The sequence below is a fragment of the Aeromonas sp. sif2433 genome, assembly GCF_019218705.1.
In the GTDB taxonomy this organism is placed as follows: Bacteria; Pseudomonadota; Gammaproteobacteria; order Enterobacterales; family Aeromonadaceae; genus Aeromonas; species Aeromonas encheleia.
Window position 1 is genome coordinate 1 of the sequence record NZ_JAHUXD010000050.1, and the last position, 255, is coordinate 255.

Genomic DNA, 255 nt, shown 5'->3' on the forward strand with positions numbered 1-255 from the left:
ACCTGAAAGAGGGTGAGACCAAGGTCGAGACCTTCACCGTGCACAGTGCCGATGGCACCAGCCACGAGGTGGTCATCACCATCACCGGCACCAACGATCTGCCGGTGATTGCCGGCGACGACCAGGGTGCGGTGACCGAGGATGCCAGCAATCCGACCCTGACCGACAGCGGCACCCTGACCCTGACCGATCTGGATGCGGGCGAGGCGGTGTTCAAGGCCGGTACCGGTACCCCGAGTGCCGGCGCTCTGGGCC

Annotated in this window: 1 protein-coding gene; it reads left to right on the forward strand. The window is 65.9% G+C overall.

The window, feature by feature from the left end:
- Positions 1-255, forward strand: a 255-nt coding sequence (locus KW825_RS20355) for a VCBS domain-containing protein (RefSeq protein ID WP_218330246.1), incomplete at both ends; no start/stop codon positions are given.